The organism is Oleiharenicola lentus (assembly GCF_004118375.1).
GTDB lineage: Bacteria > Verrucomicrobiota > Verrucomicrobiia > Opitutales > Opitutaceae > Lacunisphaera > Lacunisphaera lenta.
Window position 1 is genome coordinate 275,422 of the sequence record NZ_SDHX01000001.1, and the last position, 25,383, is coordinate 300,804.

Here is a 25,383-nt window from a genome sequence, read left to right on the forward strand (position 1 = left end):
GCTTTTATTTTTGCTGCACCCAGGGCGGCGCGCGGATTCGCCCTCGGGCCGTGGCGGGCCGGGATTGCTCGGACTGTCTGAAACAAGCCCCGATTGTCACTGGCGCGGCCGGGGTGTCTGGTGCATGGTAGTAGTTGCACCCCGCACCCCTCCACCCCTGAAACCGGCCCGTGCCGTTCTGCCTGCCTTCGCGCATGCGCACGTCCGTCCGTCCCTTCACTGACCCCAACCCAACCATGACACCGCAATCCAAACCCAATCTGGATCGAGTCCGGCGTTACCTGACGCCGTTGCTGGCCCTGTCGGTGGCCCTGCCTGCCTTCGCGCAGGTGGCCAACAACCCCCAGCCCCCGCCCCCCGCTGAACAGAAACCCGTTCCGGTCACGCAGACGCCGGCGGCCAACGCTGGCGCCGGTGACAAGGGTGTGCTCGAGCTCTCGCCCTTCGTCGTCACGACCAGCAAGGACCAGGGCTATTTCGCGGAGAACACGCTCGCGGGCAGCCGCCTGAATTCCAATCTCGCCGATCTCGCCGCCTCCATCACCGTCGTCACCAAGCAGCAGCTCGATGACACGGCGTCCCTCGATATCAACGACGTGTTCCGCTATGAGGCGGGCACCGAAGGTTCGAGCACCTACACCCCGCAGGTCACCGACCGCGGCACCCTGAAGGACACCGTGGGTGGCTACTCCTTTGGTAACAACGGCGACACCACGACCAATTCCCAGTCCAACCGCGTGCGCGGCCTGGCGGCGCCCGACGCCTCGATCAACTACCACCCCTCGAACAGCCGCGTTCCGTTCGACAGCTACAACATCCAGTCGGTGGAAATCAGCCGTGGTCCGAATTCGCTGCTTTTCGGCCTTGGCAGCCCTTCCGGCATCGTGAACCAGTCCTCGGCCCAGGCGGTCATCAACCGGAACTCCAACACCCTGAGCCTGCGCACCGACCACCTCGGCTCGGCCCGCGCCTCGTTCGCCCTCAACCGCTCGCTCATCGAGGACAAGCTCGCGATCTATGTCGCCGGCCTCTACAATGACCAGCAGTTCGAGCGCAAACCCTCCTACGACCTGACCAAGCGCCAGTTCGGCGCCATCACCTTCCGTCCCTTCCCGAAGACCGTCATCCGGGCCTTCGCCGAGAACTTCGACAACAAATCCAACCGCCCGAACTTCATCACGCCGCGCGACATGGTCACGCCCTGGCTGAAGGCCGGTCGTCCCTCCTATGATCCGGTCACCCGCACCATCAAGTTCATGGATGCGACCAGCTATCCCAAGGTCTTCAACCAGCCTTGGACCGGTGCAAACATGCAGACGCGTACGGCCGGCGAGGTCATCGGACCGATCTACTTTGACACCCGCTCCCCGGGCTCCGTTGCCACCATTGTGGCGGCCAACGGCCAGCGCCTCACCGGCGCGGCCCTGCTGACCAACAGCCTCTCGCCCTACTATCTGCCGGCCGGCCTTGCTTTCGACACCGGCAACACCAACACGCTGGAGCGCTTCGACAACGGCACCCAGATCGACTACATCACGCGCAGTATCGGCTTCTTCGCACCCGCCCACACCAACCCGGCGACCGCCACCCCGACCAACGGCTCGTGGCTGGCCGGTGATCAGCGCTTCCTCACCACCGACCGCAACTGGACGAGCTCGACCACGGGCATCGCCCCGGTGCTCGAGCAAAACGGCACCATCTACACCTACGCCTCCTACCAGGCGCCCGGCGTGACCGACCCGTCGATCTACGACTGGACCACCCACAACCTGAACCAGCCGAACTTCGGCCTGCTCAAGGCCGGCAACTACAACATCGAGATCGAGCAGCAGATCGGTGACAATCTCTTCCTCAGCGCCGGCTGGTATCGCCAGCAGATCGACGCCGCGGAGAACTACATCCTCTCGCAGCTCCAGGGCAACACCCTCCAGGTTGACACGAACATCAACAAGCTCGATGGCACGCCCAACCCCTACTACGGGCTCGCCTTCGTTCCGCTCGGCCTCGGTGGCGGCGTGGACACGTTCTTCTCGCCCGAGACCAACGACAGCACCCGCCTGATGGCCGCCTACAACCTCGACTTCTCCAAGAACGCCGGCTGGACGAAGTGGTTCGGTCGCCACCGGCTGCTCGGCCTGGCCGCGCAGCACGACGTGCGGCGCAACCGCGAGCGCTGGCGCCTCACCTACACCGACGGCGACGTTGAGGGCAAGCTGCGCTACACCCGCAATCTCACGCTGGACGGTCAGTCCCACTGGAATTCCACGGCCATCCGCAAGGCCTACTACGCCGCGAGCCCGGGCGATCCGCAGGCCACGGTCACCCAGTCCCTCGGCTTCTACGGCAACCCCGGCTGGGAAACACCCTACGTTTCGCAGGTCCGCGTCTTCAACATCGCCGAGAACGCCTGGAAGAATGTGACCACCTCCGAGCGGATCTCCTTTGCGGACAACGGCAGCGCGAACTTCCAGCGCGAGGTCAGCAGCTGGACCCTCGCCACCCAGAGCTACCTCTGGAACGACCGCCTCGTGCTGACGCTCGGCATGCGCAACGACCAGTATCGCGCCCGCAACACCACCGGCGGCACGCTCAACGCCCTCGATGGCACCGTGATTGCGCCCGCCCTCACCGCGAACCAGATCTACCCCTACAAGAACGGCGAAGCGAATTATGACCTGGTCATGAACCGCTGGAACGTTTGGGACGAACTCGAGGGCGACACCAAGACCGTCGGCGCCGCCTTCCGTCCGCTCACCGGCTGGAACCGCATCGAGAACAGCGCCAACAACGGCAACATCTTGAGCGACTTCCTCCGCGGCCTGACGCTCTACTACAACCAGTCCGACAACTTCAACCCGCCCCCGGGCAAGCAGACGGACTACTTCAAGCGGCAGCTGCCCAAGCCGACCGGCGACGGCAAGGACGGTGGCTTCGGCTTCAACCTGTTCGACAACAAGCTCGTCGCCCGCGTGAACTGGTTCCAGACCGAGAACCAGAACGAGCGCACCAGCGCGGCCGGCACCCTGCTGACCCGCCTGGCCTACTCGGATACCACCACGGGTTATGCCTGGGCCAGCGCCGTCCAGCGTCTGCGCGTCGGCATGGCCGCCGGCCGCACCATCGCCGACATCACGGCTGATCCGGACTGGAATTCGGACAACGTGGCCGCCGGTGGCATCGACGTCAGCGACGCCGCCAACCAGCAGAAGATCTACGACACGCTCAAGCTGCCGCTCAACTACTACAGCGGCATCCAGCTGGCGGCCACGCAGCAGAGCATCGCGAAGGGCGTGGAGGTGCAGCTCACCTACAATCCCACCCGCAACTGGACCATGAAGTTCACGGGCACGAAGACGAAGAGCACCTACACCGACGTCGCTCCGCAGTATGACGACTGGCTCGCCGAGCGTCTCCCGGTCTGGCAGTCGCTCACCGCGTCCGACATTCCCGACTTCATCGCCAGCAACGGTCGCGAATGGTCGCTCAAGAACTTCTGGACCGGCTACGGCTTCCACTCCTCCGCCCTCAAGGAAAACCTCAACGGGCAGACGAGCCCGCAGGCCTACCATCAACAGGTGGTCGAGTCCGAGGTGGCCCTGGCCAAGGCGTTGGAAGGCGCCGTCTCGCCCAACCAGCGCATCTACCGCGCCTCGTTCCTGACGAACTACAACATCACGGAAGGCCGCTTCAAGGGCTTCGCCGTGGGTGGCGCCCAGCGCTGGGAGTCCAAGGCCGCCGTGGGTTACTACGGCAAGGCCGCCAACCCGCTCCTGCCGACGGTCATCAACGCCTCCGACATCACCCGCCCGGTGTATCTCGACAACGGCAACTTCTACACCGACCTCTGGGCCTCCTACACGCGCCGCATCTTCAACGACAAGGTGCGCATGAAGGTCCAGCTGAACGTCAACAACGTGATGGAAGACGGCGGACTCCGCCCGGTGGCGGTCAACTGGGACGGCAAGCCCTGGGGCTTCCGCATCATCGATCCGCGCCAGTTCATCCTGACGACGACCTTCGATTTCTGAGTCTGTCTGTCTGGGTAAATTACGAGCTCCCCGGTGCAAGCCGGGGAGCTTTTTTGTTGGGGCGTTCTGCAGGGGCGGGGTCTCCGAACCCCGCCTCTTCAGGATGAGGTTGCTGCACCTTACGCGGGAGTTGTTTCGCCATCTACGCCGAGCCTCCGTCGGAGACCCCGACCTACAGCTGGAGGCGTCGCTGGCGCCCGAACCGCCTCGTGGCCGCGCTTGAGCCCGGGGCGAAAGCGTGGTTCCTCTGATCCGCCGCATGCCATCGCCCGTGCCCGCCCGCTTCACCGTCGCCGCCCTTGGGCCGGCCGTGCTCGTCGTCGCCGCGGTCATCGCGGTCTATGCGGGCACCCTGCGCGCGCCGCTGCTCTTCGACGACCGCGGAGCCATCACGGAGAACACCAGCATCCGGAGCCTCGCCACGGCGTGGTTCCCGCCGGCTGACGGCAGCACCACCACCGCCCGGCCGGTGCTAAACTTCAGCTTTGCCCTGACCTACAAGCTCAGCGGCGCGGAGCCGTGGGGCCACCGGGCCGGCAACATCGCTTTCCATGCCGCCGCCGCGCTCGCGTTGCTCGGCGTGGCCCGGCGGTTGTTCCAGCGCGTCGTGCCCGAGGCGGCTCCATCACTCGCGCTGGGTCTGGCCCTGCTGTGGGCGCTGCACCCGCTCCAGACCGAGTCCGTGACCTGCGTGGCCCAGCGCACCGAGGTGCTCTGCGGGTTTTTCCTGCTGGGCACGCTCTACGCCTTCCTGCGCGGCACGGATTGTAGCGGCGGTCTGCGACCGCCCGGGGTGGGAGATTCGGCGGTCATAGACCGCCGCTACAGCCAAACCCATAGGCCATGGCTGGTGGTTTCCGTCGTCACCTGCCTGCTCGGCATGGGCAGCAAGGAGGTGATGGTGTCGGCACCGCTGCTCGTGCTGCTCGCGGACCGCACCTTCGTGGCCGGATCTTTCGTGGGTGCGTGGCGGGCGCGGCGGTCCTATTATCTGGCGCTCGCCGCCACCTGGCTGCTGCTCGTGATCCTCGTGCTCGGCGCCGGCGGCACGCGCGGCTCGGCGGCGGGGCTTGGCCTCGGAGTCTCGGGGTGGACCTACCTGCTCAAGCAGGCCGAGGCGCTCGTGCTCTACCTGAAGCTCTCGTTCTGGCCGCACCCGCTGGTCCTCGACTACGGCACCGCCGTGGCGGCTTCACCGGCCGAGGTCTGGTGGCAGGGGCTGGTCGTGTGGACGCTGGTGGGCGGCACGCTCTGGGCGCTCTGGCGCCGCCCGGCGCTCGGTTTTGCGGGGGTGGTATTCTTTGCGATCCTCGCGCCGAGTTCCAGCGTCGTGCCGCTCGTCACGCAGACCATGGCCGAGCACCGCATGTATCTGCCCCTGGCGGCCGTGCTCGCGCTGGCGCTTATCGGTTTGCACCGGCTGACCGGGCCGCGGGCATGGCCGGGGTGGGGTGCGCTCGCGCTGGTTTTCGCCGGGCTGACGGTCGCGCGCAACCACGACTACCGCGATGCCCTCGTCATCTGGAGCGATTCCGTCGCGAAGTATCCGACCAGCGCCCGGGCCCAGCACAATCTCGCGGTCGAGTTGCTCAACCGCGGACGCGCCGGGGAGGCGCTCACCCACGCGGAGAACGCCCGGACGCTTTCGCCGGACTATTTGCCGGCGCACTACACGGGTGGACTTGCCTTGCTGGAGCTGGGGCGCGCTCCGGAGGCCGTCATCCGGTTGGAGCAGGCGGTGAAGCTCGGTCCCGCCCACGCCGACGCCCATCTGGCGCTCGGCAACGCGCTCATGCGCGCCGGCCGCGCGGCCGACGCCGTGGCGGCTTTTCGCACCTCGCTCGAGCTGAAGCCCGCCGCCGATGCCCAGCACAATCTCGCGGTGGTGCTTTTGGAACTCGGACGTCCGGCTGAGGCCGAGCAGGCCTGGCGCTCCGCCTTGACGCTCGACCCCGGTCTGGTGCCCGCGCGCCGCCGCCTCGGCCTCCTGCTGGCGCAGGCGGGTCGCCTGCCCGAGGCGGGGGAACAGTTCCGCGTTTTGGTCGAATGGCAGCCCGATGACCCCGATGCGCGGGCCAACTACGGCAACGTGCTCCTGCTCACCCGCCGGCCCGCCGAAGCCGCCGCCCAATACGAGGCCGCCCTGCGTCTGCGCCCCGGCGACACCCGCGTGCAGGAAAACCTGCGCCTCGCCCGCGAGGCCTTGGCTGGGCGCTAGGCACCGGGAAGTAGCCGCGCTGGAGCAGAGCGACAGCGTGGTCGGTTAGCGGCCACGCTTTCGTCCCGCGGTGGCGGGACTCAGGCGCGGTTCCCCCTCGGCCCGATCCACGCCCCCTTTCGCGAACTGTCAGAGCCGGGTCCGGTTGCGAGGCCGGGACCACGGCCAAGCTTTGGTTCTTCCCCGGCGTCTGGTTTCTTGGTCCACTCCTGCTTGCGGCTCGGCGTCCGTCCAACCCCACCTCCCCATGCGTTTTGGCAGCCTGCACTTTCTCGATATTCTCGTGGTCCTGGCCTACCTGGCGGCCGTCATCTGGATCGGCCGTCGTGCCGCCGCCGGCACCAACAGCGAGGAGGGTTTCTTCCTCGCGGGCCGCAAACTCGGCAAGCTCTACCAGTTCTTCCTGAACTTCGGCAACGCCACCGAGCCGCAGGGCGCCGTGAGCACGGCCAGCTTCGTTTACCAGCAAGGTGCGCCGGGGGCGTGGCTCTCGTTCCAGACCGTCTTCATGAACCCTTACTTCTGGTTCATGAACGTCTGGTTCCGCCGCGTGCGCCTCACCACGGTCTCCGACCTCTTCGAGGACCGCTACGCCAGCAAGGGCCTCAGCCTCTTCTACGCCATCTTCCAGATCCTCGTGGCCTGTGTCTTCCTGGGCTTCGGCAACGTCACCGCCTACAAGATCGCCTCCTCGCTCGTCGTGAAGCAGGAGGTCCAGTGGACGGCCCCCGAGCGCGCCGCGGTCGAGGGCTACCGCGAGATGAAGGCCCTGGAGAAACAGGCCGCCGTCACGCCGCTCGCTCCCGAGGCGAAGCTCAAGCTCGACACGCTGCGCGACCGCAACGCCCGCGGCGAACTCCGCAGCTACGTGACGGTGCTCAACGACATCCTCTTCTACACCATCTTCACGATCGTGGTCGGCACCTACATCGTGCTCGGCGGCATGGCGGCCGCCGCGCTCAACGAGGGCCTGCAGAGCGTGCTCATCATCGTCTTCTCCCTCCTGCTCATTCCCACCGGCTTGCACGCCATCGGCGGCTGGGGCGCCCTGGCCCAGAAGGTGCCGCAGGAGATGTTCAACCTCTTCGGCTCGGCGGGCGGCGCCCAGTTCACCGCCTGGAGCCTGGGCGGCATCCTGCTCGTCAGCATCGTGCAGAACGGCGGCCTCAGCCACAACATGGGCATCTGCGGCTCCGCCAAGAACGAGATGGCCGCCCGCTCCGGCGTCTCCGGCACCTACCTGAAGCGCCTCATGATCATCCTCTGGGCCTTCGCCGGACTCATCGCGGTGGCCATGTTCGGCGCCGGCGGGCTCTCCGACCCCGATGCGGTCTGGGGCACCATGTCCAACCAGCTGCTCGGCACCGGTCTCGTCGGCCTCATGCTCGCCGGCGTGATCGCGGGCACCATGTCCACGCTTGCCGCCAAGGCCCTCGCCATCTCCTCGCTCTTCGTCCGCAACGTCTATCGCCAGATCTGGCCCGATATTTCGCAGGAGCAGGGCGTCTTCTACGCCCGGTGCACCATCGTCGTCGTCCTCATCCTCGGCACCGTCGCGGCCACGCTGATGGGCAGCTTCTACGACATCGTGAACATCGTGCTCACGGTGAACATCCCCTTTGGCGCCGCCGTCCTCCTCACCTACTGGTGGCGCCGCGTCACCGGCCCCGCCGTCTGGGCCTGCGTGATCCTGTCCACGCTCGTGATCCTCGTCGTGCCGTGGACCGCCTCGAAGTTTGACGCCGTTGCGCATAGCGCCGAGCTGGCCCAGCCCAGCACCAAACCCGGCACCGGCGTCTATTTCTCCAAGGTCGTCCACTCCGACCCCAACGATCTCACGAGCCCCTACATCGCTGCTCCGGCCCGCACCAACCGCTTCAACTTCGAGGTCTGGCTGCTCGGCCAGGCCGGGGTGGACGTGGTCGCGCTCACGCCCACGCAGCGGTTCACCGCCCAGTTCTTCTTCGACGGCCTGTTCCCCTTCGCCGTGCTGATCGTGGTCAGCCTGCTGACGAAGCCCACCGACCCCGCGCGCGTGGCCTTATTCTACGGCAAGATGAAGACCCCCGTCGGCGACACGCCCGAGCTCGAAGCTGCCGCCATGGAAGAGACGCGACGCAACCCCGGTCGCTTTGACGACACTAAGCTCCTCGGCCGGAACTCGTGGTGGGAATTCTGCCGCTGGGACAAGACCGACACCATCGGCTTCCTCGCCTGCTGCGCCCTCTCCGGCTCCATCGTCGGCCTGTTCCTTTTCCTGCTCAATCTCGCCAGCGGGGCGTGAAGCCCCAATCTCCTCCCGACACCTGTCATTCTGAGCCCAGCGAAGAATCCAGCGCGTTGCCCGCTGCCGGGTGCATGCCGGATTCTTCTTCCGCGGGCGTGGGATCAGGATGACAACAGCGATGACCCCATGAAATCTTTCCGCCAGCTTTGCCTGTTGTGGCCGCTGCTTCTCGCCTCGCTCGCCGCCCGCGAGACCGAAATCCGTCATCTCTCGGGCACCGGCCCGGAGAACGCCGTCAAATGGGAATTCCTCTGCACGGGCGGACGCAACAGCGGCACCTGGACCACCATCCCCGTGCCTTCGTGCTGGGAGCAGCAGGGCTTTGGCACCTACAACTACGGCGTCAATCACCGGCCGGGGCGCGACAAGCCCAACCCGCCGCCGCTCGCCGACGAGGAGGGCCACTACCGCCACACCTTTCGCGTGCCGGCGGAATGGCGCGACCGCGCCGTGCGCATTGTGTTCGACGGCGTGATGACCGACGCCGAGGTGAAGATCAACGGGCGCTCCGCCGGCCCTGTCCACCAGGGCTCGTTCTACCGCTTCCATCACGACATCACCGCGCTGCTGGATTTCGCCGGCGACAACCGCCTCGAAGTCGTCGTCCGCAAAAAATCCGCCAACGAGAGCGTCAACCGCGCCGAGCGCCTCGGCGACTACTGGCTCTTCGGCGGCATCTTCCGCCCGGTGTGGCTCGAGGCCCGTCCGCGCGACGCCATCGAGTGGACCGGCATCGATGCGCGGGCCGACGGCACGTTCACGGCCGACATCCACCTCGGCGCACCTGCCGCGAAAGCCGGGCGCGTGACCGCCGTCGTCACCGACCTCGCCGGACGTGAGTTGGGGTCTCCGCTTACCGCTGACTTTGCCGCTGGAGCGACCAAGGCCACCGTCACCGGTCGCTTTGCCAACCCCGCGCTCTGGACCGCCGAGACGCCGAACCTGCACCGCGCGAAATTCACGCTGGCGCTTGAGTCCGCCAAGGTGGAGCCCGCGCTCCGCGCGGGCTTGGTCGATAACCACACCGTCACCGAACGCTTCGGCTTCCGCACTTTCGAGGTTCGGCCCAATGACGGCCTCTACCTCAACGGCGCGAAGATCATCCTCAAGGGCGTCAACCGCCACTGCTTCAATCCCGACACCGGCCGCACCATTTCCCGTGCCCAGAGCTACGCCGATGCGCGCCTGATCAGGGAGATGAACATGAACGCCGTGCGGATGTCGCACTACCAGCCCGACAAGCACTTCCTCGAGGCCTGCGACGAGCTCGGCCTCTACGTGCTGAACGAGCTCGCCGGCTGGCAGGGCTTCTACGACACGCCGACCGGCACGCGCCTCATCGGCCAGCTCGTGCGCCGCGACGTAAACCACCCGAGCATTCTGTTTTGGGACAACGGCAACGAGGGCGGCTGGAATACCGAGGTGGACGGAGAGTTTGCGAAATGGGACATCCAGCGGCGCCCCGTGCTGCACCCGTGGGCGAAGTTCAGCGACGTGGACACCGACCACTACGAGCCGTGGGACTCGCACGTGAAGAAGAGCGCCGGCCCGATGATTTATCTGCCCACGGAGTTCCTGCACGGCCTCTACGACGGCGGCATCGGCGCCGGCCTGCGCGACTACTGGGACGAGATGATGAAGCACCCGACCGTCGCCGGCGGTTTCTTCTGGGTCTTCGCCGACGAAGGCGTCGCCCGCGCCGACCAGGGCGGTCGCATCGACAACGCCGGCAACTACGCCCCCGACGGCATCGTCGGCCCCCACGGCGAGAGGGAAGGCAGCTTCTACACCGTGAAGGAAATCTGGTCGCCGGTTCAGGTCGAGATGCAGGGGAGTAACTTCGAGGCCATCACCTTGAAGCTGAAGAACGATTACGCCTTCACCAACCTCAAGGACTGCACGTTCATCTGGAAACACGTGCGCCTGCCGACAGCGGGCGAGCCGGGAGAGGGGAGGACCTTCACGCAAGGAGCGCAGAAAGGACCGGACGTGCCACCCGGCGGCACCGGGGAGCTGACCATCTCCTTCGAGCACGAGGATCTTGATCGAAACAACCGGCTGTATGTTACCCTGGTCGATCCGAAGGGCCGTGAAGTGCTCACAGTTTCGGGATTCACCGGCCTCCGTGCGTTCCATTCGCTGCCCCAGCCCCGCGCAAATTGGGCTGCCATGATGCGCGTTCCGGAGGAGAGCCTTCCTCCCGATCCGGTGAAGGAAACTCCGCGGGTCGAGGAGACGGCCGATGCCCTGATCGTGCAGGCGCGTGCGTCGCAGTTCACGTTCTCGAAGACCACGGGTCGCCTGGTTGCTACCACCGTAGACGGTCATGACTGGTCGTTCCTCACCGGCCCGACCTTGCTGGGGTTGAAGCGCCAGGACCGTTCGTTCGTTCCCATCGCTCCCGAGCCGACACTGATGTCCGTCAAACATGATCTGAGCACCTTTTACGGAACCGCGAGCATCACGGCCACCTACGAGAATCCCCGGATGACCTTGCACTGGTTTGTCGGTCTCGAGGGGAAGGTAACGCTGAATTATTGGATGAATGTCCAGGGTGAGCTCGACGTCCTCGGCTTGCGCTTCGACCTGCCTGAGCACGTTCTGAAATCCAAACGCTGGCTTGGCTACGGGCCCTATCGCGTCTGGCGCAACCGGATGGAAGGCGGGCAATACGGCGTGCACGAGGTGGCCTTCAACGACGCAACACCGGGCGAGAGCTACGCCTACCCGGAGTTCAAGGGCTACTTCCGCGACTGGGAATGGATCACTCTGGAGACGAGCGCTGGGCGACTATCCGTTTCTCATGAGAACAGTGAATCGTCCCCCTTCTTCGGCCTCGGCAAACCGCGCGACGGCGTGAACGGCCTGCTCAACCTGCCCGATGTCGGGCTCAGCTTCCTCGAGATCATCCCCGCCATGCGGAACAAATTCCACACCACCGACCAGCTCGGCCCGCAGTCGGCCACCCCGGTGGTGAAAGACAGCCACTCCGGCACCGTAATCTTCCGCTTCAGTCCCCCGTGACCGTGCCCCGAGCCAGTTGTAACGTATTATATTACAAACCGGCTTGGGTGCTGGTGCTGGGGTTGCTGGTCCTCTCTCCGTTGCCGGCCCAAATCCCCTCGGCGCAGACGCTGTGGCCGAATCTGACGGACAACATCGAGCGCCCGCTGCGCTACACGCCGGACGGGGAGGACTTCGTCATCACCAACGGCGGCGAGTTTTTCAACCGCCCGCTCTACGGCGGCAACACGGCCTTCCGTGTGGACGCGGGCGACCGCCCGGAGTTCGTCCTCTACCTGCCCGGCCGCGGCGGGAACCTGCGCCTCGGCCTGCATTCCGCTTCCGGCACGAAATGGTTGCACGACGCCGCGGCCATCGAGGCGCGCTACCGACCCGGCGGCATGCTCTACACCATCCGCGATCCGCTCCTCGGCGACGGCACGCTGCATGTGGCCGCCTACGCCACCGTGGCGACCGAAGCCCTGATCCTGCGCGCCGAAGCTGTGGACGTTCCCGCGGGGCTCGAACTCATCTGGGCCTACGGTGGCGTGAACGGCCAGCGCGGCCGGCGCGACGGCGACATCGGCACCGAAACTGTGCCCATCTCCGAGTGGTTCCAGCTCAAGCCGGAGTTCTGCGCGGGCAACCGTTTCCAAACGGATGGCGACGGCTTCATCCTTGTGGCCGGGCTGCCGCGCAACCAGACGGCCACCATCCGCGGCGTCGTGCCCGCGGGCACCGCGATGCGGACGGGCGATGCCGCCCTCTGGGACGCCCCCGGTTCCTTGCTGACGGCCGTCCACGCCCGCGCCCCGGACCATGAGGTTCTCACCGGTCGCGTTGCCCTCGTCGCCGGCACGCCTCTCTACCTCGCCCTCCAGCGCACGGATGCCGCATCCGCGACCGAACTCGACACCTACCGTGAAGTCCGGGTGGAGCGTGCTGACCCCGGTGAACCACGTTCGGAGCAACGCGCCGCAAGCACGGCGCTTCAGCGTGACGACCTGCCGGCTCTCTTTGCCGCCACCGAGGCGCATTTCGCCCAGCTCCGCGGCCAGGTGAAGGTCGTCACGCCCGATCCCTATCTCAACGCCGCCGTCGGCGCGCTCAACGTCGCCGCCGACGCCGTGTGGGACGAGCTGCAGGGCGCCGTGATGCACGGCGCCATCGCCTGGCGCTCCAAGCTCCTTGGCTGGCGCGGTCCCTATGCGATGGACGCCCTCGGCTGGCACGACCGCGCGCGCCGGCACCTCGCCTATTGGGCGACGCGCCAGAACACCGACCCGATTCCCGACAAATTCCCGCCGCCCGAACCGGAGACCAACCTCGCCCGCAGCCGGCGCGCCCTCCACAGCAACGGCAATCTCTCCGCCAGCCACTACGACATGAACCTCGTCTATATTGACGCGCTGTTCCGTCACCTGCTGTGGACCGGCGACCTCGCCTTCGCTCGCGAGGTCTGGCCCGTGATCGAGCGCCACCTCGCGTGGGAGCGCCGCCTGTTCCGGCGCGAGTTCGAGGTGAACGGCGAGAAGCTCCCGCTCTACGAGGCCTACGCCGCCATCTGGGCGAGCGACGACCTGCAATACCACGGCGGCGGCACAGCCCACGCCTCGGCCTATAATTACTGGCACAATTATATGGCCTCACGCTTGGCACGGAAACTCGGCTTGGATTCCACTCCCTATGAACGCGAAGCTTATCTCATCGCTCGCGGCATGCGCGAGCTGCTCTGGACCGGCACGCATTTTGCGGAATTCAAGGACTACCTAGGTCGTCAGCTTGTGCATCCGAGCGCGGGCCTGTGGACCTTCTATCACACGATGGATGCCGGAATTCCCAGCGAAGAATGGGCGTCGCTCATGGCTGGTCAGTTGCCGCCTGCAATCCCAGTGCGTGGTCCTGCGGTGCCGACGGATCGTGCCTATGCCGTCCATGCATCGAGCGATTGGTTGCCCTACACGTGGTCGCTCAACAACGTGGTCATGGGCGAAAATATCCACACCGCCCTCGGACTCTGGCGGGCGGGAAAGCCGGAAGAAGCCTTCACCCTCGCCAAAGGCGCGCTCCTCGTCTCGATGTTCATGGGCGTCTGCCCGGGCAACGTCGGCTCGATGAACTATCTCGATGTCTATCGTCGTGAGTCCCAGCGCGATTTCGCAGACGGAAACGGAGTAACCGCGCGAGCGATCATAGAGGGCTTGTTCGGTCTCCGACCAGACGGGTTGGCCCGGCGCTTGCTGATTACGCCAGGGTTTCCGGAAGCATGGGACCAAGCTGTGATCAACCATCCGGCCGCGAGCATAACATTTGCCAGACATGGAGCTAAGGACGTCTATGAAATCAAGGTAGCCGCAGAGCAATTCGACCAATGGATGCTGGAGTTACCTTCTCGAGGACAGTCGTGTCGATTGACAGTTGAAGGTGGAAATTCAGAACGGCCTTTCAGTTACACACCTCCTGAAATGCCGAAGGTCCTTTCGTTGGGTGCTTCGACACGGCTGCCTGCCCGAGTGACGATCGAATGGATAGGCACGAATGGCGGCTTGGCTCATATGGTCCAGGCGAACGCCGGCCGGCTAAAAAATCTGCCCGTGTCCGATTCTGCTGCTGGAAAATACATTGGGGAACCGTATAGCTTGTCTGACTTTTTCAACGACCGCGTCACCGAGATATTCAGGTCCGGCAAATACGTCTCGCCGCGCTCGCCTTTCGTGTCGCTGGCGATTCCATCGCAGGGCATCGGGGCGTGGGCGGGGCACGTCAACGCCACCGCCGAGATCGACGACACCGGGCTGCGCGCGGCGTCCGCGGCCGGTGGCGGGAAGATTACGCTGCCCAACGGCGTGCCCTTCGCCACGCCCGGCCCGGGTGATGCGGCCAACATTCTCTTCGTTTCGCAGTGGGACAACTATCCCGATGAAGCCACGGTGCCGCTTTCCGGCAAGGCCCGGCAGGTGCAGCTGCTCATGGCGGGTTCGACCAACGCCATGCAGAGCCGCCTCGACAACGGCGAGGTCGTCGTGACCTACACCGACGGGACGACCACGCGTCTCGCCCTGCGCAACCCCGAGACCTGGTGGCCGATCGAGCAGGACTATTTCATCGACGATTACCAGTTCCGCGTGGCCGCGCCGCTGCCGACGCGCGTAAACCTCAAGACCGGCGAGGTGCGCGTGCTCGACCACCAAACGTTCAAGGGCCAGGGCAGGGTGATTCCCGGCGGCGCGGCTACGGTGTTGGCACTCGAACTTGATCCCAACAAAGAGCTGCATTCACTCACCGTGCGCGCCCTCGCCAACGAGGTCGTCATCGGTCTGATGGCTGCCACGCTGGTGCGATGAGCCGAACGATGAACATGAAATACCCTATACCTGTCATCCTGAGCGGAGCGAAGGATCCAAGGGAAGCGACGCTCCCCCTGTTTGCTACGAACATCCTGCTGGATTTGAGCCCTGTCGCCTTCGGCTCGGTAACTTCGCTGCGCTCAGAATGACACGCCACTAAACATGAGAACTTCACGTTTCCTTGTCCTCCTCCTCACACTCACCGGTTCCGCCTTGGCGTCGGACACCGCCTACCTCTTCACGTATTTCACGCGCAACGGCCAGGACGGTCTGCACCTCGCCTGGTCGGAGGACGGCTACAAGTGGGAGTTGCTGAACGAGGGCCGCAGCTTCCTTGCGCCCAAGATCGGCTCGAAGGAGCAGCTCATGCGCGACCCCTGCGTGGTGCGCGGGCCCGACGGCACTTACCACATGGTGTGGACCTCCGGCTGGTGGGAAAAGGGCATCGGCTACGCCTCGACCAAGGATTTCATCACCTGGTCCGAACAGAAGGAAATCCCCGTCATGGCCCACGAGCCCACCGCGCGGAACAGCTGGGCGCCGGAGGTCATCTGGGACGACAAGCGGGGCGAGTTCGTCATCTTCTGGGCCACGACCATTCCCGGCCGCTTTCCCCATTCGCTCGAGACCTCGGAGGACCAGCTTAACCACCGCATGTATTGCACGACGACGAAGGACTTCGTGACCTTCACGCCAACGGAACTCTTCTACGACGCCGGCTTCAACTGCATCGACGCCACCTTCCTGCAGGCGGACGGCAAGCAGTGGATCATCATCAAGGACGAGACCAAGTTCCCGGCGCCCGCCAAAAACCTCCGTCTCGCCACCGCCGAAAGCGTGCGCGGTCCCTTCGGTCACCTGGCCGCGCCCTTCACCCCGCCCGGTCTCTGGGTCGAGGGACCCACGGCCCTCAAGATTGGCGGGGACTATCTGGTCTATTTCGACGCCTACACGACCAAGCACTACCGCGTGATGCGCTCCCGCGACCTGCACACCTGGGAGGATGTGACCGCCCAGGCCAGTTTCCCCAACGAAGGCACGTCCGAGCGCATACGCCACGGCACCATCATCGCGGTGCCGCGCGCGCTTATCGAGAAACTGCGCTCGGCGGCACGCCCCGATGCACCCGGAAAGCCCTGATCTCGATCCGGCTGTCCACCGTGCGCAGGCCGAACCAGCCGCTGCGCAGCGGCTGGGGATCCGTCCAGTCGAACACCACCTCGCCATCGCGGATGAACTGCACGCGACCGTCCGCCCCGGCCACGAGGGTGATCTCATAGACGTGGTCCGGCTTCAGCAGGAATTCCGGTGCGGTGCGGTCGTGCTCGGGCAGCAGCGGCCTCGCTCCTGTACCAGCGTAGCGGCGGAAGCGCGTCGTCGAGTTCGTGTTGCCGCCGTAGCCCACGTAGTAGGTGCGCAGGCTGTCGTAGGTGGCGAATTTCCCCGTGCGCGTATGACCGGGACCGAACAGGTCGTCGGGTCGCGTGGGGTCGCTCGCCATCCAGAAACAGTTCAGGTCCGACACCCGCGCGGCCGACGAAACCTTCGCCCGGTAGCGGATCGTCACGGGAGCGGTCAGTGCCTCGCGGAACCACACGGTGCAACCGCCTTTGTCCGCGATGGTGAGCACGCCGTCCGTCACGGTCACGCTGCCGCCGGGTTGCTGTTCGACGACCCACGCGGCGAGGCCGTTGCGGAAATCATCGCGAGGCAGCGGGTCCTCCGCTTGGAGGCAGCAGGGCAGCAGAGCGAGACAAACGAGCCATTTCCTCATGCCAAAAGAGTGGCCACAAAAAGGCGCAAAAACACACAAAAAGAATGCGGATCGTTTTTGTGGTTGGGCGGGCGACGCCGTTCCACGACCGGAGTAGCCGCGCTTGAGCCGCAGGCGAAAGCGCGGTCCGTGAGACACCACGTTGTCGCTACGCTCCAACCCGGCTACAGTTATTAAGAAACAATCTCCGACCCCTCCGATGAACCCTCCCCTTGTCCGCATTGCCGCGTTTCTCCTGCCCCTGCTCGCCTTCGCCCAGACACCGCCCTTCGCTCCGGACGCGCCCATGGCCCCCGACCAGCCGCCCGTCCCGCCGCTTGAAACCCCGGCGCTCAATCCCGCCCTGCCCACGCTCTTCATCGCGGGCGATTCCACCGCCGAGCACAACCGCGGCGGCAAGATCCAGGGCTGGGGCGTGCCGTTTGCCGAGTATTTCGATCCCACGAAAATCAATGTCGCGAACCACGCTGTCGGCGGCCGCAGCACCCGCACCTTCATCAGCGGCGGACGCTGGGAAAAGCTCCTCGCCGGCCTGAAGCAGGGCGACTTCGTCATCATCCAGTTCGGCCACAACGACGGTGACGACATCAACGAGCGTCCCCCCGGCTCGACCATGCCGCTCCGCGCCCGCGGCACGCTGCCGGGCACAGGCAGCGACTCGCGTGACATTGTCAACGCCCTCACCCAGCAGCCCGAGACGGTGCACTCGTTCGGCTGGTATCTCCGCAAAATGGTCGCCGACGTGAAGGCGAAGGGCGCCACCCCCATCCTGGCCTCTCCGACCCTCCGCAACCTCTGGCCTGACGGCCGGCTGGATCGCGGCATCGGCCGGCATCGCGACTGGTCCCGGGACCTCGCCCGCGAGGCCGGCGTGGCGTTTGTGGATCACAGCCGGATCATCGCCGATTCCTACCAGGTGCTCGGCAAGGAGGCGGTGAACGGTTACTTCGGCGGCGACCACACGCACACCAACGCTGCGGGCGCCGACTTCAACGCCTCAGCCATGGTCGCCGGCCTCAAGGGGCTGCGTCCCGCGCTGTTCAAGGATGTCTTTTCCGCCAAGGGTGCGGCCGTGAAGGCCGACGAGATCGGCTGGCTCGCCTTGCCCGAGCCGGCCGACCCGAAGCTGCCGAGCCTGTTTTTTATCGGCGACTCGACCGTCCGCAACGGCGGGGGTGACGGCAAGGGCGGCCAGTGGGGCTGGGGTGACTTCATGGGCGCTCACTTGGATTTCGCGAAGCTCAACCTCGTCAACCGCGCCATCGGCGGGCTCACCGGCCGCAGCTTCGTCAACCAAGGCCATTGGGCTCGGGCTCTCCTCTTGATGAAGCCCGGCGATTTCGTCGTCATCCAGTTTGGCCACAATGACGGCGGCTCGCTGGACAAGGATCCGCGCGCCCGCGTGTCGCTGCCGGGCACGGGCGAGGAAACCCAGGAGGTGGACAACGCCGCCACCGGCCAGAAGGAAACCGTGCACACCAACGGCTGGTATCTGCGCAAGTTCGTGCGCGAGGCCCGCGCCGCCGGCGTCACACCCGTGCTGTGTTCGCTCGTGCCGCGGAAGATCTGGAAGGACGGCAAGATGACGCGCGCCACCGCCGGTTCCGCCGTCTGGGCGAGGGAAGTGGCCGCCCAGGAAGGCGTGGCCTTCGTGGACCTCAACGGCCTCGTGGCGGACCGCTACGACGAACTCGGCTGGGATAAAACCAACCTGTTGTTCGCCGATGAGCACACCCACACCAGCCGCGAAGGGGCGATCGAAAACGCCCTGATCGTGGCCCGCGCCCTGCGCGCGCTGCCGGGGGACCCGCTGGCTAAGTTCGCGCGGTGAGGTGGAGTGCGAAGTCCCGTGGAGGGCCGGTCTCCGCACCGGCCGGGGTCGATAACACCACGGTCTTTCCCTGTAGGGACGCCGCAAGCGGCGACCTCGCGCCTGAGGTCGGCGCAAGCGCCGACCCTACACCAGAGCAGTCTTGCCTCACCCCACCGTCGCCGCCGCGCGGAGGGTGGGGCCTTCCATGAAGCGCGCGGGGATGGTCGTGAGCGAGGGCTGCACCGGGATGCCCAGCTCGTTGTGCAGGAGCTGGCCGATCACGAGTTCCGCGGCGCGCGCGCCGATCAGCGCAGGTTGGAAGTCGAGCGCGGCGCAGGGCTCGGCGTTCACGCGCAGGGAGTTCAGGCACACATAGCCGTGAGTCTTGGGCAGGCGTGCGCCGCAGCTGCGCATCCACTCCATCGCCTCGGGATAGTGGCCGAGCACGACGTCGGGCTTGTGCTTGCGGAACCACGGCACGAAGTCCTCGCGCGAGAGGTTGTGCGCGCGCAGGGCCGGCACCTCGGTGATGTTGGGCAGGTATTTCTGGAGCGCGAGGAAAGCGCCTTCCCAGCGGTATTGCAGGCGCTCATCGAGGGAGATTTCCATGAACAGCCCGGGCCGGCGGTAGCCGCGTTCGTGCAATTCGCGCAGGAGCATCAGCATCGAGCGGTAGTGGTCGAGGCACACGCAGTGCAGCGGCGGGTGGTTGATGAAGAGGTCCGCATAGACCGCCGTGTAGCGCTCCCAGTTCAGCCCCGAGAGGTCGGGCAGGCCCGAGGCCGGCAGCACCACGAGGCCCTGGATGTTCCGCGTGTGCAGGATGGTGTCGAGGCGGTTGAGCCGCATGCCCTCGGAACCGAGTTCGAAGCGCTCCATCTTGAAACCCAGCTCGCTGGCGCGCTCGGCGATGCCCTTCAGCACCGTCTCGTTGTAGCGCACGGCGTGGGCCGGGCGGTTCGCGTCCACGATCTCTAGCGCCGCCAGCACGCCGCGGAACTGCTGGCCGCGCGAGCGCCGCAGCTGCGACATGACGGCGCCGGTGAGCGGGTTGTGCTCGTAGCCGGCCTCCTTGGCGGCCGCGCGCACGCGCTCCACGGTCTCGGCCTTCACGCGCGGCGAACCGCGCAGGGCGTCGGAAATGGTGGTGCGGGAAAGGCCGAGCGACTTGGCCAGCGTGCGCAGGGTGGGGGCGGACATGGGGCGGTGGGGTCCGTCGAAAATCGCCCGTCCGGTCCAAAGCACAACGCCAATTTCGGAGCGTCCGAATTTTTCGCGCCACGGCGGCTTCGGACTGTCCCTGCGGGCCGCGCTGGTGTTAGCTTCCGTCCTGCCAACGGTATTGCAACCCCCTCGAGCCTCCGGGCCTCCGTGCCCGGCCGCCTCACTTCATCGCCTATGATTCGCAAAGCCTTCGTCATGTCCGTCCATGCCGGCCACGAGGCCGAATACGAGCGCCGCCACCGGCCCATCTGGCCGGAGCTGGAAAAGGTCCTCAAGGATCACGGCGTCCACAACTATTCCATCTTCCTGCACGCGGAAACGCGCCAGCTCTTCGCCTACGCCGAGATCGAGGACGAAGCCCGCTGGGCCGCCATCGCCGCGACCCCCGAGTGCCAGCGCTGGTGGAAGCACATGGGCGACGTCATGCCCTCGAATCCCGACCACAGCCCTGTCGCCACCGGCCTGCGGGAAGTTTTTCACCTTGATTGACGGCACAACCCCTTCCCTTCACCGCAACCTGTCATTCTGAGCGAAGCGAAGAATCCAGCATGATGACCGCAGCGCTTGTCCCGCTGGATCCTTCGCTGCGCTCAGGATGACGGTTCTAAAATCTGTCCTCTCTCCATGTCCTCCCTCACCCGTCGCGAATTCGTCCAAAAAACCACCCTCGTGGCTGCCGTTGCCCAGATGGCTACTTCCCTGCGCGCGGCTGATGCGCCCGCGACCTCCGCTGCGGCTGGCGCTCCGGCGTCCGCCAACCCCGACGCGCTCCGCTGGCTGGAGGGTCAGACGCCTGCTCTCCTGCCCGGCACCTCGTGGGGTCGCTCGTGGCCGCGTGGTCAGCACGGCCGCGACACCGCCTTTGCCCTGCAGACAGCCGACGGCACTGCCGTGCCGGTGCAAAGCTGGCCGCTGGCCACCTGGCCCGACGGTTCGCTGAAGTGGACCGCGCACGCCATCCCGGCCAACGCGCCTGCCGCCGCCGAGTATCGCCTTGCCGCCGGCACGCCCGCGGCCCCGGCACAACCGGTGACCGTGGTCGAAAGCTCCGACACCCTCACCGTGGACACCGGCGTGATCCGCGCCGTGCTCGGACGCAAAGGCGCGGCGCTCATCCGCTCCATCATGCGCGCCGGCACGGAGGTTGCCCGCGAGGGCCGGCTGGTCTGCCGCCTCGAGAACCGCCACGAACCCGGCGTCACGCGCACCGAGGCCTTTACCGGCGAAATCTCCGCCGTGACCGTCGAACAGGCCGGTCCGGTGCGTGCGGTCGTGAAGATCGAGGGCAAACACCGCGCGGATAAGGCGGGCCCTTCGACCAGCCCAGGGCAATCGGCCTCCCGGCCCGATTGGCTGCCGTTCACCGTGCGGCTCTATTTCCATGCCGGCGGCGACATGGTGCGCCTGATGCATACCATCCTCTTCGACGGCGACGCGTCCAAGGATTTCATCAGCGGCCTCGGCGTCTCGCTCACCGTGCCCCTGCGCGGGGAACTGCACGACCGGCATGTGCGTTTCGGCGGACCGGAGGACGGCGTTTTCGGCGAGGCCGTGCGCGGCATCACCGGCCTGCGCCGCAATCCCGGCCCCGAGGCCTGCACCGCCCAGGTCGCGGGCCGCGCCACCCCGCCGGTCTCGGCCTGGCGCCCCGGCGTGGCGGACAAGCTCCAATACGTGCCCGCCTATGACGACTGGTCGCTCATCCAGTCCACCTGCGACGGCTTTGAGATCCGCAAGCGCACGAAGGAAGGCCACACCTGGCTGGAGGCCGCGCGTGGTCAGCGGGCCGGCGGCCTCGGCTACGTGGGCACGCCGCAGGGCGGCGTGGCCTTCGGCCTGCGCAATTTCTGGCAGAGTTATCCCGCCCAGCTCGACGTGCGCGGCGCCACGGGCGAGGAGGCGGAGGTCACCGTCTGGATGTGGGCGCCGGGTGCGGACGCCATGGACTTGCGGCCCTACCACGACGGAATGGGCATGGACACCTACGACAAGCAATACAACGGCGGCCTCGACATCACCTACGAGGACTACGAGCCGGGCTTCAACTCTCCGGAAGGCGTCGGTCGCACCAGCGAGGTTCATCTGTGGTGCCTGGCCGCCACGCCGGCGCGCGAAACGCACGCCGCGATGCAGCGCGTGCTGCAGACCCCGCCGCTGCTGGCCAGTTCGCCGCAATGGCTGCACCGCTGCGGCGTGTTCGGTGATCTCTGGTCACCCGAGAGCCGGGCGACACCCGCGCGCACCGCCGTTGCGCAGCGGCTGGACGACCTGTTCAACTTCTACGTCGGGCAGCAGGACCAGCGGCGCTGGTATGGTTTCTGGAACTATGGCGACGTCATGCACACCTACGATCCCGACCGCCACGAGTGGCGCTACGACATCGGCGGTTTCGCTTGGGACAACTCCGAGCTCTCCACGGACCTCTGGTTGTGGCTCTACTACCTCTCGACCGGCCGGGCCGACGTCTTCCGCTTCGCCGAGGCCATGACGCGCCACACCGGCGAGGTGGATGTCCACCACCTCGGCCGCTTTGCCCCGCTCGGCTCGCGACACAACGTCCAGCATTGGGGTTGCAGCGCGAAACAGCTGCGCATCAGCACGGCCATCAACCGGCGTTACTACTACTATCTGACCGGCGACGAGCGGGTGGGCGACCTCCTGCGCGAGCAGGTCGAGGCCGGCCGCGCGCTCCTGAAGTTCCCGCCCGGCCGCAAGCTGGCCTTCGCCAATGAGCAGGGCGACCAGTCGCGGGGCACGCCGAACGCCCCCGACAGCGTCGGTGCCAGCATGGGCACCGACTGGGGCTCGCTCGCCGGGGCCTGGCTCACGGAATGGGAGCGCACGGGCAGCGCCAAGATGCGCGACCGGCTTCTCGCCAGCATGAAGACGCTCGGCGCCCAGCCCAAGGGACTCTTCAGCACCGGCCTGATCCTGAATGTCGAGACCGGCGCCTTCGAGATCACAAAGAGCGAAAAGATCTCCGTATCGCACCTCAACGCGGTCTTTGGCCTGGTCGAGATCTGCGCCGAGCTGATCCAGCTGCTCGACGTGCCGGAGTTCCGGCAGGTGTGGCTCGACTACTGCGAACTCTACAACGCCGGCGCCGAGGCGCAGAAGGCCCGGCTCGGCGACTCCGCCCGCAACGTCGGCCTGCCGCAGGGTCACTCGCGCCTCACCGCCTACGCCGCGAAGCAGAAGGGTGATGCCGCGCTCGCGGCCCGCGCCTGGAAGGAGTTCTCCCGCAACTGGCGCGGCCAGCAGGACGTGCTCACGCCTCTGCCGGTGCAGACGGTCCGCGGTCCCGCCGTGCTCCGCCCGGTGGACGAGGCGCGCGGGGTCTCGACCAACGACACCGCCCAGTGGGGCCTTGCCGCCATCCAGTGCCTCGCCCTCGTCGGCGAACACCAGCCGGCGGGCTGAGTGAGCCTGTCCCATGAAGTCGAACCCGGAACAACCACCCCGTAGGATCAGGGTGGAACGCGCTGACCCAGCGCGTTGTGGCGGAGCCGCTCCAATCCAGCGCCTTGGGGTCAAGTCGCTCCACCCTCAGCAAACCTTCATCGCTTACCTTTCATGAACCTGTCCCGCTCCCTCCTTTCCGTCCTCGCCGGAATGCTGCTCGCCGCCGGCTCCGTCGGCGCGGCACCCACCGCCGCCATTCCGGAATTCGCCGACTGGCCGGCCGGCACCTCGCCCGCCGAAGTCGGCAAGCGCATCGCCGAGAACTTCGCCGCCCGTAATTTCCAGTGGCAGACCGAGACCCGCCGCCGCTACGTCATTTATCCCGAGATCTGCGCCTGGTATGGCTCGCTCACCGTGGCCGGCCTGATCGGCGATGCGGATCTCCGTGACCGGCTCTACGCCAAATACGACATCCTGCTCACGCCTGAGGGCGCGGCCCGCGTCTCGCCCGACGCGCATGTGGACTACCGCATCTTCGGCGTCGTGCCGCTTGAATTTTCCCTCCAGGGCCGCGGCGACGCGTGGCGCGCGATCGGCCTCACCTACGCCGACGCCCAGTGGGGCAACCCCGTGATCGTCGAGGGTGTCTCCGCCGAGGCGCGCTGGTGGATTGATGACATGTATATGCTGCCCATTTTGCAGGTGCAGGCCTACCGCGCCTCGAAACAGGCCAAATACCTCGACCGTGCCGCGCTCACGATGGCGGCCTACCTCGACAAGCTGCAGCAACCGACCGGCCTCTTCCTGCACGCGCCCGACTCGCCCTTCTACTGGGGCCGCGGCAACGGCTGGGTGGCCGCCGGCATGGCCGAACTGCTGCGCGATCTGCCGGAATCGCATCCGCACCACGCGCGCATCCTCGCCGGTTACCGGGCGATGATGGCCGCGCTGCTCCAGGCCCAGGGCACGGACGGACTCTGGAAGCAGCTCGTGGACAAACCCGAGAGCTGGGGCGAGACCTCCGGCTCCGCCATGTTTGCCTTCGCCATCGTCACCGGCGTGAAACACGGCTGGCTCGACACCAAGGCCTACGCTCCCGCCGCGCGCCGCGCCTGGCTCGCCCTCGTGGCGCACCTCGACGCCGACGCCAACCTCGGCGAGGTCTGCATTGGCACCGACAAGGCCCAGAAAGCGACCAAGAGCGAGGACCTGAAGGTCCAATACGACTTCTATCAGGCGCGCCCGCGCCGCAGCGGTGATCTGCACGGCCAGTCGCCGATGCTCTGGACGGCCAGCGCGCTCCTGCGCTAGACTGCAGGCATGGCTTTCATAGCGCTCATCGGTCCCGGTGCCGTCGGCGGCGTCATCTCCGCCACGCTCACGGCGCGCGGCGGCCATGTGCTCACCCTTTGCGCCCGCCGGGCCGTGGGCGAACTCGACGTGGATCTGCTGGGGCGCCCGGTGCGGTTCGCGCCCGCGGTCTTCACCGATCCGGCGCAGGGCCGTCCCGCGGACTGGGTGCTCGTCTGCACCAAGGCCTACGACTGCGCCGGTGCGGCAACGTGGTTCCCCGGGCTCGTCGGCCCGCAAACGCGCGTGGCGATCCTGCAGAACGGCGTCGAACACCGCGAGCGCTTCGCGGCGTGGCTGCCGGCCGAGCAGATTCTGCCCGTGATGGTGGACATCCCCGCCGAGCGGCCCGCGCCCGGACGCATTGCGCAGCGCGGGGCCGGGAAGATGATTGTACCCGCGGGGGTAGCCGGCGCTGAGTTCGTCGGCCTCTTCGCGGGCTCGCACCTGGATGTCGCTACGACGCCAGATTTCACGAGCGCCGTCTGGCGCAAGCTCTGCCTGAACGCGCCCGGCGCCATCAATGCGCTGCTGCTCAAGCCTGCCGGTGTATTCCGCGACAATGCCGTGGGTGAACTGGCCAAGGCCATGGCGCGCGAGTGCTTGCTGGTCGGCCGCGCCGAGGGCGCGGTGCTGGAAGACGACCTGCCGGAGAAAATCCTGGCCAACTGCCGCGCCGCGCCGCCCGATTCGATGAATTCCCTGCACGCCGACCGCGCCGCCGGCCGCCCGATGGAAGTGGACGCCCGCAACGGCGCCGTCGTCCGCTTCGGCCGCAAGCACGGCATCGCGACGCCGCTCAACGAAATGGCCGCGACGCTGCTCGCGGCGGGGTGAGGTATCTTCGAACGTGTAGCCGCGCTTGAGTCCCGCGGACGCGGGATGAAAGCGTGGTTCAGTAACAACCACGTTGTCGCTTTGCTCCAACGCGGTTACT

General features: G+C 66.6%; 13 protein-coding genes. 11 read left to right on the plus strand and 2 right to left on the minus strand.

The window, feature by feature from the left end; all coding sequences use genetic code 11:
• The first annotated feature begins 236 nt into the window (after positions 1-236).
• The 6 genes from ESB00_RS01195 to ESB00_RS01220 all read left to right on the plus strand — a co-directional run bounded on the left by ESB00_RS01195 (position 237) and on the right by ESB00_RS01220 (position 16,023).
• Positions 237-4,028, plus strand: coding sequence for a TonB-dependent receptor (locus tag ESB00_RS01195; protein WP_164975972.1), 3,792 nt, complete (start codon positions 237-239; stop codon positions 4,026-4,028).
• Positions 4,029-4,287: 259 nt separating this feature from the next.
• On the plus strand, positions 4,288-6,246 hold the full coding sequence (locus tag ESB00_RS01200) for a tetratricopeptide repeat protein (RefSeq protein WP_129045911.1): 1,959 nt from the start codon (positions 4,288-4,290) through the stop codon (positions 6,244-6,246).
• Between the two features lie 247 nt (positions 6,247-6,493).
• The gene (locus ESB00_RS01205) at positions 6,494-8,530 is read left to right on the plus strand and encodes a sodium:solute symporter family protein (RefSeq protein WP_129045912.1); all 2,037 of its coding nucleotides are present in this window, start codon (positions 6,494-6,496) and stop codon (positions 8,528-8,530) included.
• Positions 8,531-8,659: 129 nt separating this feature from the next.
• On the plus strand, positions 8,660-11,557 hold the full coding sequence (locus ESB00_RS01210) for a glycoside hydrolase family 2 protein (protein ID WP_129045913.1): 2,898 nt from the start codon (positions 8,660-8,662) through the stop codon (positions 11,555-11,557).
• A complete protein-coding gene (locus ESB00_RS01215; protein WP_179954369.1) occupies positions 11,554-14,880 on the plus strand; it encodes a DUF4450 domain-containing protein in 3,327 nt (1,108 codons plus the stop codon). Before ESB00_RS01210 ends, ESB00_RS01215 begins: the two co-directional genes overlap by 4 nt.
• Before the next feature lie 165 nt (positions 14,881-15,045).
• Complete coding sequence (locus ESB00_RS01220; protein ID WP_129045915.1) at positions 15,046-16,023, plus strand: glycoside hydrolase family 43 protein; 978 nt, start codon at positions 15,046-15,048, stop codon at positions 16,021-16,023.
• On the opposite strand, the gene ESB00_RS01225 is transcribed toward ESB00_RS01220, so the two are convergent.
• Positions 15,971-16,657: a DUF6250 domain-containing protein gene (locus ESB00_RS01225; RefSeq protein ID WP_129045916.1), complete on the minus strand. Its 687-nt coding sequence runs from the start codon at positions 16,655-16,657 to the stop codon at positions 15,971-15,973. The two genes, ESB00_RS01220 and ESB00_RS01225, sit on opposite strands and share 53 nt — an antisense overlap.
• Positions 16,658-16,856: 199 nt before the next feature.
• Between ESB00_RS01225 and ESB00_RS01230 the strand changes: the two genes are divergently transcribed.
• Complete coding sequence (locus ESB00_RS01230) at positions 16,857-18,488, plus strand: GDSL-type esterase/lipase family protein (protein ID WP_129045917.1); 1,632 nt, start codon at positions 16,857-16,859, stop codon at positions 18,486-18,488.
• Between the two features lie 147 nt (positions 18,489-18,635).
• On the opposite strand, the gene ESB00_RS01235 is transcribed toward ESB00_RS01230, so the two are convergent.
• Positions 18,636-19,670 carry a LacI family DNA-binding transcriptional regulator gene (locus ESB00_RS01235; RefSeq protein WP_129045918.1) on the minus strand — a complete coding sequence of 345 codons (1,035 nt, stop codon included), beginning with the start codon at positions 19,668-19,670 and terminating at the stop codon, positions 18,636-18,638.
• A 198-nt stretch (positions 19,671-19,868) separates the two neighbouring features.
• Here ESB00_RS01235 and rhaM point away from each other — a divergent pair, with 198 nt between their 5' ends.
• The 4 genes from rhaM to ESB00_RS01255 all read left to right on the plus strand — a co-directional run bounded on the left by rhaM (position 19,869) and on the right by ESB00_RS01255 (position 25,283).
• Complete coding sequence (rhaM, locus tag ESB00_RS01240; protein ID WP_129045919.1) at positions 19,869-20,183, plus strand: L-rhamnose mutarotase; 315 nt, start codon at positions 19,869-19,871, stop codon at positions 20,181-20,183.
• A 135-nt stretch (positions 20,184-20,318) separates the two neighbouring features.
• Positions 20,319-23,114, plus strand: a complete 2,796-nt coding sequence (locus tag ESB00_RS01245; protein WP_129045920.1) for an exo-rhamnogalacturonan lyase family protein — start codon at positions 20,319-20,321, stop codon at positions 23,112-23,114.
• Positions 23,115-23,267: 153 nt separating this feature from the next.
• Entirely contained in the window at positions 23,268-24,407 is a 1,140-nt protein-coding gene (locus ESB00_RS01250) for a glycoside hydrolase family 88/105 protein (RefSeq protein ID WP_129045921.1), read from the plus strand.
• 9 nt (positions 24,408-24,416) lie between these two features.
• Positions 24,417-25,283, plus strand: a complete 867-nt coding sequence (locus tag ESB00_RS01255) for a 2-dehydropantoate 2-reductase (protein WP_129045922.1) — start codon at positions 24,417-24,419, stop codon at positions 25,281-25,283.
• Positions 25,284-25,383 lie beyond the last annotated feature (100 nt).

Coding starts and splice junctions, on each gene's coding strand:
- ESB00_RS01200 (WP_129045911.1), top strand. CDS start 4,288: ATGCCATCGCCCGTGCCCGCCCGCTTCACCGTCGCCGCCCTTGGGCCG.
- ESB00_RS01255 (WP_129045922.1), top strand. CDS start 24,417: ATGGCTTTCATAGCGCTCATCGGTCCCGGTGCCGTCGGCGGCGTCATC.
- ESB00_RS01245 (WP_129045920.1), top strand. CDS start 20,319: ATGTCCTCCCTCACCCGTCGCGAATTCGTCCAAAAAACCACCCTCGTG.
- rhaM (WP_129045919.1), top strand. CDS start 19,869: ATGATTCGCAAAGCCTTCGTCATGTCCGTCCATGCCGGCCACGAGGCC.
- ESB00_RS01250 (WP_129045921.1), top strand. CDS start 23,268: ATGAACCTGTCCCGCTCCCTCCTTTCCGTCCTCGCCGGAATGCTGCTC.
- ESB00_RS01220 (WP_129045915.1), top strand. CDS start 15,046: ATGAGAACTTCACGTTTCCTTGTCCTCCTCCTCACACTCACCGGTTCC.
- ESB00_RS01230 (WP_129045917.1), top strand. CDS start 16,857: ATGAACCCTCCCCTTGTCCGCATTGCCGCGTTTCTCCTGCCCCTGCTC.
- ESB00_RS01210 (WP_129045913.1), top strand. CDS start 8,660: ATGAAATCTTTCCGCCAGCTTTGCCTGTTGTGGCCGCTGCTTCTCGCC.
- ESB00_RS01205 (WP_129045912.1), top strand. CDS start 6,494: ATGCGTTTTGGCAGCCTGCACTTTCTCGATATTCTCGTGGTCCTGGCC.
- ESB00_RS01235 (WP_129045918.1), bottom strand. CDS start 19,670: ATGTCCGCCCCCACCCTGCGCACGCTGGCCAAGTCGCTCGGCCTTTCC.
- ESB00_RS01225 (WP_129045916.1), bottom strand. CDS start 16,657: ATGAGGAAATGGCTCGTTTGTCTCGCTCTGCTGCCCTGCTGCCTCCAA.
- ESB00_RS01195 (WP_164975972.1), top strand. CDS start 237: ATGACACCGCAATCCAAACCCAATCTGGATCGAGTCCGGCGTTACCTG.